8 protein-coding genes and 1 pseudogene are annotated in these 10,109 nt (G+C 49.7%); 4 read left to right on the forward strand and 5 right to left on the reverse strand.

Annotated features, from left to right (window positions below):
* From DEF47_RS09335 to hpf, 4 genes and pseudogenes are all read right to left on the reverse strand, one after another.
* A pseudogene (locus tag DEF47_RS09335) lies at nt 1–368 on the reverse strand (ELWxxDGT repeat protein); the annotation flags it as partial.
* A gap of 169 nt (nt 369–537) precedes the next feature.
* Entirely contained in the window at nt 538–2,499 is a 1,962-nt protein-coding gene (locus tag DEF47_RS09340; RefSeq protein WP_012191818.1) for an ELWxxDGT repeat protein, read from the reverse strand.
* Between the two features lie 130 nt (nt 2,500–2,629).
* The gene (sixA, locus tag DEF47_RS09345; protein ID WP_012191817.1) at nt 2,630–3,139 is read right to left on the reverse strand and encodes a phosphohistidine phosphatase SixA; all 510 of its coding nucleotides are present in this window, start codon (nt 3,137–3,139) and stop codon (nt 2,630–2,632) included.
* 103 nt (nt 3,140–3,242) lie between these two features.
* A complete protein-coding gene (gene hpf / locus DEF47_RS09350; RefSeq protein WP_012191816.1) occupies nt 3,243–3,803 on the reverse strand; it encodes a ribosome hibernation-promoting factor, HPF/YfiA family in 561 nt (186 codons plus the stop codon).
* A gap of 609 nt (nt 3,804–4,412) precedes the next feature.
* Between hpf and DEF47_RS09355 the strand changes: the two genes are divergently transcribed.
* The 4 genes from DEF47_RS09355 to DEF47_RS09370 all read left to right on the forward strand — a co-directional run bounded on the left by DEF47_RS09355 (nt 4,413) and on the right by DEF47_RS09370 (nt 8,959).
* Entirely contained in the window at nt 4,413–5,135 is a 723-nt protein-coding gene (locus tag DEF47_RS09355; RefSeq protein ID WP_012191814.1) for an NUDIX hydrolase, read from the forward strand.
* An 88-nt stretch (nt 5,136–5,223) separates the two neighbouring features.
* On the forward strand, nt 5,224–7,092 hold the full coding sequence (locus DEF47_RS09360) for an NAD+ synthase (protein ID WP_012191813.1): 1,869 nt from the start codon (nt 5,224–5,226) through the stop codon (nt 7,090–7,092).
* A 126-nt stretch (nt 7,093–7,218) separates the two neighbouring features.
* Complete coding sequence (locus DEF47_RS09365; RefSeq protein WP_012191812.1) at nt 7,219–7,920, forward strand: cysteine hydrolase family protein; 702 nt, start codon at nt 7,219–7,221, stop codon at nt 7,918–7,920.
* 229 nt (nt 7,921–8,149) lie between these two features.
* Nucleotides 8,150–8,959, forward strand: coding sequence for an alpha/beta fold hydrolase (locus DEF47_RS09370; protein WP_012191811.1), 810 nt, complete (start codon nt 8,150–8,152; stop codon nt 8,957–8,959).
* Between the two features lie 361 nt (nt 8,960–9,320).
* Here the strand turns inward: DEF47_RS09370 and DEF47_RS09375 are convergent, their stop codons facing one another.
* The gene (locus tag DEF47_RS09375; RefSeq protein ID WP_012191810.1) at nt 9,321–9,995 is read right to left on the reverse strand and encodes an endonuclease III domain-containing protein; all 675 of its coding nucleotides are present in this window, start codon (nt 9,993–9,995) and stop codon (nt 9,321–9,323) included.
* Nucleotides 9,996–10,109 lie beyond the last annotated feature (114 nt).

Raw genomic sequence — 10,109 nt, forward strand, 5'->3', positions numbered from 1 at the left:
CAGCCTGATGTTGCGCCAGCCTCACGTGGCAACATGGCACTATCGATATTACGATAGCGCAACAGATCATCGCCCAACCGCCCAAGCAACATATCGTAGGGCGCGGCAAATTCAGGGTGAAACTCAAAGCGAGCACGCTCAAATTGCTGAGTCAGGAAATGCATCTGGCTATCCTGATTGTAAACGATGTCAATTGTGCTCAACGGATAACCGAAGACTTCTAAGCCACCATTTTGCCGCCAATACTCTAAAAAACGACCATCGGTACAAAAGCCTGTTTGCTCAAAACATTGCAATTCGGTAGCTTGTGTGGCTTGGGGAAGCCCTAAACCGACGACGAAAATTGCCAACACAATCCAACGTTTCATGGTCATTCCTCCACTACAACGATGCGTTGAGTATAGAAACATAGCTAGCTGAACACGATGAAACTTGGCTGGCAAACGACTGCGAATCTGCTTATAAGCTAGAATTAACCTGATAAACCGAAACTCCACCAATACGTTAGGTGGAGTTTTGGGATTGAATCCTGGGCGTTTATGGCCGAATATCTTTGACCATGCGGAGGGTGTTGCCATCGCTATACCACAGTTCTAAGCCATGGGCTAGGTCGGGCAAGGCCAAAAAGATGCCTTGATTGCTGCTGAAACGGTTGACTTGGGCGAAGCTTGGGCTGTTGCCGAGATGATGCATACCTGAACCAATATAGCCCAAATTCTGGTTAGTCGCAGCGTTGGCATACAATCGATACGGCGAATTTGTACCAATCAGGCCAAAGAGGTGTTGGCCATTGTAGGCCAGTTGTTGAAAATCAAGTGAGCTACGCTGTTGTAGATTTGTGCCATCCCAAGCCCAAACTCCGGCTTCACTACCATCGCTGTTGCGCAATTGCTGATACATTTGACTATAAATTGGGTTGGTGATCAGGCGTTTGATCTGATAGCCAGCTAAATCAACTTGGTTGGCGCTCGTACCCGTTTTTGCTTCAATTTGCCAAAGGTTGGTGCGTTGGTCGCTGTTGCTAACGCTGTAATAGACCTTGCCTGCCACATTGGTCAAATCGTAGGCTGAGACGATCAGGCGTGTGCCTACATGAAAACGACCATGGCTGGTCAGTTGGCTATGCTTGCCTGTTGCTAGCTCGATCTTGACGATTTGTACCATATCAGGTTGTTGCACCGCAGCGATGATCTGATCGTTATTCAAGCGTTCAAGTTCGGTAACCAACTCATTATTTTGCTCGAATGTACTGATTTGGCGAGTATTTTGAGTTGTACCATCGCTCAGCCAAATTTGGTTGCCTGCGTTGCCTGTTTTGGCCATAAAGGCAAGGCTACTGCCCATGGGGGTAAATTCAGTCGCAAAATAATAGCTGCAACAGGTGCTGACTTTGATTTCCGAGCCAGCTGCGCCAGGATTAATATCGCGAATCAAAGCCGTACCTGCATTGCTGCCATTACTAAACCATGGCTCGATGCCAAATTCAGTAGTGTAGCCCATCACAATCACCCCACTTGCGACTGGCGCAAGATCAACGATTGCTGGTTCGTCGGCGGCTGGGCGGCTGAGGCTATACACCATGGTTGTGCCTGCTTCTGTGCCGTTGGTTACCCATAATTGCTCGCTATTACCAGCGCTGACCACGAAAAAGAGTTGACCAGCCGCAGCGGTTAGTTTGTAGGGGTTGGCCGAACCAGTTGGGCTAATATCTTTGACCAAGCGTGTACCTTGATTGCTGCCATCGCTGACCCACAGCTCTTGGCCATGCACGCCGTCATTTGCCGTGAAAAATACCCGTGAATCAAGTTGGGTTAAGTGACTGGGATTTGAGCCTTCTCCATAGACTAATTTTTGCGATTCTTTGCCGACTAAGCCAAGCAGCACTTTGAATTGATCAGGTTGGTTGGGATGCCACTCGAAACGAGCACGTTCGAAATGTTGGGTGAGTACACGATCGCCATTGGCATTGGTTTCCATGGCTGGCTCAGTCAGCGGGTAGCCAAATAATTGCAACGAACGGCCAAAATTATCAAGTTTGGGGTCGTTCAAGCCATGGTTTTGCCAATAGCTCATGAACCCGATGCCGTTGGCTTGGTTACAGACGTTGTGTCCAGTTGTTTCAAACCACAAACAACCTGCCTTGGAACCGGTCTCAAGCGGCAACATTGAACTATCGATATTGCGATAGCGCAACAAATCATCGCCAAGCCGCCCAATCAGCACATCGTAGGGCGCGGCAAACTCAGGGTGCAATTCAAAACGAGCACGCTCAAATTGCTGAGTCAAAAAGCTTTGTTGGCTATCCTGATTATAGACATCTTGGGCGATGCCTAGTGGATAGCCAAACACCTGCAAACCACCATTTTTTTGCCAATATTGCAAAAAGCGGCCTTCGATACAAAAGCCTGTTTGCTCGAAGCATTGCTGTTCGGCGGCGCTGCTTGCCTGCGGGAGCGCCAAACTTACGACCACGAGAAATAATAACATCCAACGTTTCATTGCCAGACCTCATAGATAGATTCGACTACAGGCAAGAGTATAGCGATCGCTCTGAGGAAGCACGATGAAACGCCACTAGCATAAATCTTGTAAATTGCTTAAAAACTGCAATCAAGCTGAAAATCGGCTGTTAATGCTTCGCAGGTTTGGCGGGTTTGGCTTGCCGCGCCTCGGCGAGCGCAATCAGCACTTTTGGCGGCAACAGCCAGCTGACTTGACCATGTTCGCCTTGTAATTCAACCCGACAAACTGTGCCTTTTTTGAAAATCAGATTGGTGCCATAGCCCGCTAGATGCGCCACATACTCACTGAGATTTGGCTGGTGGCCGACGATCATCACTTCATTCCAATCGGGGTTGAGGCATTCGGTGAGCAAATGGCTATTGGCTCCGTCAGGTTGTAATTGCTCTTTAAGCACTGGTGGGTCAGTGCCAAGCGCTTCGGCAATAATCAAGGCGGTTTCGGCAGCGCGTGGGTAAGGGCTGCTCAAAATAATCTGGGGCTTAATTTCCAACAAGCGCAGCGCCTGAGCACATTGGCGAATCCGCTTACGCCCACGCTCAGTCAAGCGCCGATCCTGATCAAGGCCACTTTCGGCCCAATCTTCAGCAATTCCATGGCGCACAAAATAGAGAATCATGGCACACTCCCGCAAACAACCAATTAAGAATAAGGTTATTATGCCCGATTAAAGCACAACAGGGATCACACATCCATGTGATCCCTGTTGAAAAGAAGGAGGCTTAGCGGGGCATAATCAAGCCATAATTGCCATCGTTACGGCGATAGACGACTTGAATTTTTTCGGTTTCAGCATCGCGGAACACAAAGAACGAGTGGCCGAGCAACTCCATTTGTTCGATCGCTTCATCGCTAAACATAGGCCGCAGAGTTACCTCCTTGGCGCGAATAATTTGGCGTTCTTCGGCTTGTTCGGCATCTTCGGGCAAGGCTGGCAGCGGAGCGGCAATAATTTCGCCAGCAGTGCGGCGCAATTTGCCACGGCGATAATGTTTTTCCTTGAAGCGGCGAATTTGGCGTTGCAAATTATCGTGAACTGCCTCAACCGCAGCATACAATTCACGATCGCGTTCTTCTGCCCGTAGAATGATCCCATGATCGGCCAACAGCGTTGCTTGAACAGTATATGTTTCGCCGCTACCACGGAGTGTTTCAAAACGGCATTCCACTTTCCAATCGTTAATTCCGTCGAGGTAGCGTTCTAATTTGCCTAATTTTTCTTGAATAAATGCTTTTTGCGCATCGTGTAGCTTAATATTACGGCTCTTGATGTTCCATTCCACGGTACGCCTCCTTACAAAAACCTAAAACACGCCAGCTTCCTACCCAAGCAAGGTAAGAAGCTGGCAATAGGCTGCTCCTAGTGGAACGTTATTCAATTGGATGCTGCGATCTTGCATAAATCCTCAACCCGCATCAAAGCCCCATTGCAAACCAAAGGGCGAGGAGATTTTACCGTCAAACGTTCACGATCCAAGTGTTGCCAAGCTGAGGTGCTGAAACGCAGTTCCCAATCGATTCGCCAGCTACAAGTTGAATGATCGCCCTTTTTGCAATTGATCATTTGGCCATGTAGCTCACTTGGAGCAGTTGCCAGTATTGTACTATGCCCATGAAGCGAACGCAATAGAACCAACATCCGATTGTAAAAGCGAGGGATCAGGGATCAGAGGTTAGGGATCAGGCTTCATTATTGGACAAAGTAATTATCTAGCCCCTTGTTCTTCGTGCTCTTCGTGTCCTTCGTGGATCAAACGTTAACGCCGAGGCACAAATTGCGGCTAAAAAGCTGAGATTCTGATTCCCTGACCTCTTGCCCCCAATACTCCCTATTGACAACTGCCCAATTCATGTTTATACTTTGTGTCATAATAACACTATTAGGAGCAGCTATGACAGAAACTGCTGAAAATTACGATGCGACAAAATATGAGCGGCCTTCTGTAACGGTCGATGTGGTGATATTTGGCTTGCGCAGTGGCCGTTTGCATGTGCTGATGGTGCAGCGGAAACATTGGCCCTACGCTGAACATTGGGCGATTCCAGGTGGCTTCGTCAACATGGATGAATCGTTGGAAATGGCTGCTCGGCGCGAGTTGGAGGAAGAAACAGGCGTTCACGATGTGTATATGGAGCAGCTGTATACTTTTGGTGATCCTGGGCGCGACCCACGAACCCGCGTGATTAGTGTGGCCTATTTTGCCTTAATTCGTACCGAAGAGCAAGCCTTGCAAGTTTCCGACGAATCGAATGATGTTTGTTGGTTTCCGGTCGATGAACTGCCCAAGGACTTGGCCTTCGATCATGAAAAGATTCTGCGCTTTGCAATCGATCGCTTGCGCTCAAAGCTGGAATACACCACTTTGGCCTTTCAATTGCTCCCCAAGGAATTTAGCTTGCCCAAACTCAAGCGGATTTACGAAGAGATATTGGGCGAGCAGCTCGATAAAGCCAATTTCTATCGCAAACTGCGTGATTCCGATTTGCTCGAAGATACTGGCAAATTGCTGAATAGCCGAGGCCGACCAGCTCGCCTCTATCGCTTCCGCGATTCACGCATCGAGGGCGATTTTGTGTTTCGCTACCGCGAAGCCAAAAAGAAGGACGAACAATAAGGCAAACGTCAGAAATCAAAAGTCAAAATACTCGGAATAAGCTATTTTGCCTTTTGCCCTTTGCCTTCTAACTTTACTGGGGGTGTTTATGTACACTTTAGCTTTAGCCCAATTTCGCCCGCGCAAAGGGCATTATGCCGCCAATTTGGCGCGGCTTGGCGAAATTTTCGCCCAACTTGGCACAACCGAACGTCAGCCCGATGTGCTGATGTTGCCTGAAACCGCCTTAACTGGCTATTTCCTTGAGGGCGGCGTGCGTGAGCAGGCAGTTACCGCAGGTCAATTGTTTCACGATTTGCAACAAACCTATGTGGCGGCACGCGGCGCTGATGCACCAGCCCTCGATATTGTGATTGGCTTTTACGAACGTTGGCGCGAACGTTTTTACAATAGCGCTCTGTATGCCACGATTGGCAGCGATCAGAGCTTGGCCGGCATTCGCCATGTGCATCGTAAGATGTTTTTGCCAACCTACGGCGTGTTTGATGAAGCGCGTTTTGTTGAGGCTGGCCGCCAAATTGCGGCCTTCGATACCCGTTTTGGGCGGGTGGCAATCTTGATTTGCGAGGATGCATGGCACTCGCTGAGCGGTACGGTCGCGGCGCTTGATGGGGCGCAGATGCTCTACGTCGTCAGTGCTTCGCCTGCCCGTGGAGCCAACGAAGATCGTCCGAGCAATCTCGCCCGTTGGGATGACCGGATTCGTGAAATTGCTGGCGAACATGGGGTCTATCTGGCGGTTTGCCAAATTGTCGGCTTTGAAGGTGGCAAGGGTTTTGCTGGTGGTTCAGTCGTGGTTGGTCCCCGCTCCGATGAACGCGCTCGCGCTCCGTTGTGGTCGGAAGCAGTAATCTTGGTCGATATTGATCTCAGCGATTTGACTTTGGCCCGTGCTGATTTGCCATTATTGGCTGATTTGGAAGAACGCTTGCCCTTTATGTTGCGCGATGTGCATGCTGCCAGCGAGGGCCAACATCGCCCAAGCACGTGGGATACGGCGCTTTCCAGCGATTCGCAAGGCCTCAACGATGCCAGTTCGTATCAACGTACCGTCGATAGCGAAGGCGAAAAACGCGCCAAAGCCACAGTTGGCAATCAAAGCTTTCCAATTATTGCTGCACCACGTTTTGATCCCGAGAGCGACGAGCCACTGCGGATCAATCCTGAATTGACGATTAATTGGTTGGTCGAGTTTTTGCGCGATGAAGTTGGCTTTCGGCGTGGCTTTAAACAAGTTGTGATTGGGCTTTCGGGCGGGGTTGATTCGGCCTTAACCACCTATTTGTGTGCTAAGGCTTTTGGCGCTGAAAATGTGCTCGCCGTGCGCATGCCCTATCGCACTTCATCGTCGGATAGTTTAGACCACGCCCAGTTGGTGATCGACGATCTAGGCATTCAGCATCGCACGATCGAAATTACTAATGCGGTTGAAGGCTATTTGAGCTTTGAGCCAGATGCTGATGGCCGACGGCGGGGCAATGTGATGGCTCGCACCCGGATGATTGTGTTGTTTGATCAATCGCAAAAGCTCGGGTGTATTCCGATTGGCACTGGCAACAAAACCGAGCGTTTATTTGGCTATTACACGTGGCATGCCGATGATGCTCCGCCAGTCAATCCTTTGGGCGACTTGTTCAAGACCCAAGTTTGGGAATTGGCTTCGGCGATTGGCGTACCTGATGTGATTGTGCATAAGCCAGCTTCGGCTGATTTGGTGGTTGGTCAAACCGATGAAGATGATTTTGGCATCTCGTATCGCAAGGCTGATCGAGTGCTGGCCTATTTGTTGAGCGGTTATCGACCTGAGCAATTGGTTGCGCGTGGCTTCAATCCCGATGAAGTAGCGATTGTTCAGCGGCGGGTCAATTCGACTCACTGGAAACGCCATTTGCCCAGCACTGCCATGCTCTCAAGCACCGCCATCGGCAAATACTACTTGCGGCCAGTCGATTATTAAAGTCAGAAGTCAGAAGTCAGAAGTCAGAAGTCAGAAGTCAGAAGTCAGAAGTCAGAAGTCAGAAGTCAGAATCGGTGGTGTTTTTTGCCTTTTGATTTCTGCCTTTTGACTTTCAAAGGAGTTTTTATGCTCGCGAACAATAGCCAAGCATTTTTGGAATATTTGGATGATTGGTATGCCAACTTGCCCGAATTGCCACTCGACGATTTATTGATCGATGGGGCTGAGCGGGTGGCGGTGACCTGTGTTGATATTATTGTCGGGTTTTGTACCGATGGGGCTTTGGCTAGCCCACGGGTGCAAAGCATCGTCGCGCCGATTGCCGAATTGTTCAAAACTGCTCATGCTGGTGGTGTGCGCCATTTCATCCTGCCCCAAGATTCGCATCCTGTTGATGCTGTTGAGTTTGGTGCGTTTCCAGTCCACTGTGTCCGTGGCACGTCCGAGGCTGATACTGCGCCAGAATTACGTGCTTTGCCCTTTGCCGATAGCTTCACGATTTTTGAAAAGAACTCGTTGAGCGCTGCTTTGAGCACGGGTTTTCCGGCGTGGGTGGCTGAGCATCCCGAAGTTGATACCTACATCATCACTGGCGATTGCTCGGATCTCTGTGTGTATCAATTGGCCATGTTCTTGCGGCTTGATGCCAATGCTCGGAATGTGCAACGCCGCGTCGTGTTGCCCGCGCAATGCGTCGATACCTACGATACGCCGCTAGAAGTGGCCCGCGAACTTGGCCTATATGCCCATCCTGGCGATTTCCACCATGTTTTTTCATTGCACCACATGGCCGCCAACGGCGTGGAAGTGGTCAAAGCACTGAAATAGGATTTTAAGTTCGCTCACCCCAACCCCTCGCCCGACGTAGTGGGCGAGGGGCTTTTCGTTTTGTGGTTCCCCTCGCCTCGTGTGCGGGAGCGGGTCTAGGGGGTGAGGGCATACCAATCGACGGCGAATTATACCGCTTTTGTAGATAGATCATATTTTGTAGATAGATCATATGTTCTATTAATGCTATACTCGTGAGTGATGTGCATAACTAGCCGTGGAGGAATGGATGCAGACATTGCGCTCGCAAGATGGCACAACCTTGGCCTATGATGTTTATGGCAGTGGCCCGCCGTTGATCTATATCACCGGGGCAATCTGTTTTCGCAAGTTTTTTCCAATTGTCAAAGATGCCAAAGCCCTAGCCCAAGCATTTACTGTTTATAATTACGATCGCCGAGGCCGTGGTGATAGCAGCGATATCCAGCCGTATACGCCGCTCCGCGAACTTGAGGATTTGTTGGCACTGATCGAGCGGGCTGGTGGAAAAGCGCATATCTACGGTCATTCGTCGGGGGCTGTCTTGGCACTTGAAGCGGCATTGCAGTTTCCCCAGTGTGTTGATCATGTGATGTTGTATGATCCGGCCTATGTTCACGATTCAACTGAACAGGCTGAGTATGGGCTATTGCAAAAACAGATTGAGTCGTTGCTAGCCAACGGCCAGCATGCCCAAGCAATCACCAGCTTTTTAAGTGGTATTGGCATGCCTAAAATATTTGCATGGCTGATGCGGCTTATGCCTGGCTGGAAAACCATGGTTAAACTTGCCCCGACACTGGCCTATGATCTTGAATTAACTGCCGATTTGCCCTCGCTTGAGCGGGCAACGCAGTGCAGCGTGCCAATCCATGTGCTGGTTGGAGCAAAAAGCCCAGCTGGTATTCGCAAGGTCGGCCAAGCATTAGCCGAAGCAATCCCTAATGCGACCTTTGATCAGTTAGCCGGAAAAGGCCATATGATTGATGGAGCGGATTTATTACCGTTCTTCAAGCAGTATTTCAGTAAGCTGGAATCAGCCAGTATTGCTACTACCTAATCCAAAGCATCCCTAATTAATTGTTGTGTATCAGCCATAAATAGCGATTTGTCGAGCTACCCATGGCTGATACGACGCTAATTCCCTACATCCCCGCATCCCAAACCACGCCAGCAAGCAAGCAGCATATAGGTAAAAGTAGCCTTATATAGGTAATAGATTGATGCTTTTACCTATATAAATTCAAGTAGTATCCTCAAATCATTCAAAAATATGAGAATTATATAGGTAAAAGTAGCCTTATATAGGTAATAGATTGATACTTTTACATATATAATTTGCGATTTTATTACCTCTTATCATTGATTTTTAATGATCGAAAGACCACTTGGGCGTGGGCCAAGTGCCCGTTGGCGCAAAGTTACTCAGCCTGATTAGCTTGATACCACAAACATTGCGCGGTCAGTGGGCATTGGTTGCAACGTGGTCGTTTGGCTAAGCAGATGCGTTGGCCGTGGCGTAATAGTGCAACGTGATAGTTAAACAGCCATTCAGCGTCATGCGGCAGCAATTGCCACAGAATTTCGTGGGCTTCGGTGGGTGTTTTGGCCTTGACCAAGCCTAAGCGTTGGCTGACTCGATGCACATGGGTATCAACAGGCAAAATCGGCTTGCTAAAACAAAACAACAGCACTAAAGAGGCGGTTTTCGGGCCAACGCCACGCAACCCAGTCAGCCAGGCCATTGCTGCTTCGGTCGATAGCTCAGCCAGAAAATCAATCGAAATTTCGCCGCGCTCAGCCAGAATTTTGGCCAAGGCAGCTTGAATATTGTTGGCTTTGGCGGGAGCGTAATTGGCTGGCTTGATCGCTTCGGCGACGGCCTCGACTGGTGCTGCCAAGATGGCTTCCCAGGTTGGAAAGGTTGCGCGGAGATTTTGGTAGCCACGCTCTTCGTTGGCCTCAGTGGTTTGATGCGAAAGCATGGTCGAAATTAGCTCGTGCATTGGTTCGCGGCGTGGCACAAGTTGGTTAAATCCATGCAAGGCGACTAACTCGCGATAAACCAGATCGGCTTTAGCTTGGAGATCTTGCATACATCTGCTCCAAACAATGTCCCTCACCCCCAACCCCTCGCCTACTGCGGCGAGCGAGGGGCGTTTGGTTTGGTGCTTCCCCCTCGCCTGCTGGGCGGGAGAGGGGGCTAGGGG

The sequence above is a fragment of the Herpetosiphon sp. genome (assembly GCF_003512625.1).
In the GTDB taxonomy this organism is placed as follows: domain Bacteria; phylum Chloroflexota; class Chloroflexia; order Chloroflexales; family Herpetosiphonaceae; genus Herpetosiphon; species Herpetosiphon aurantiacus.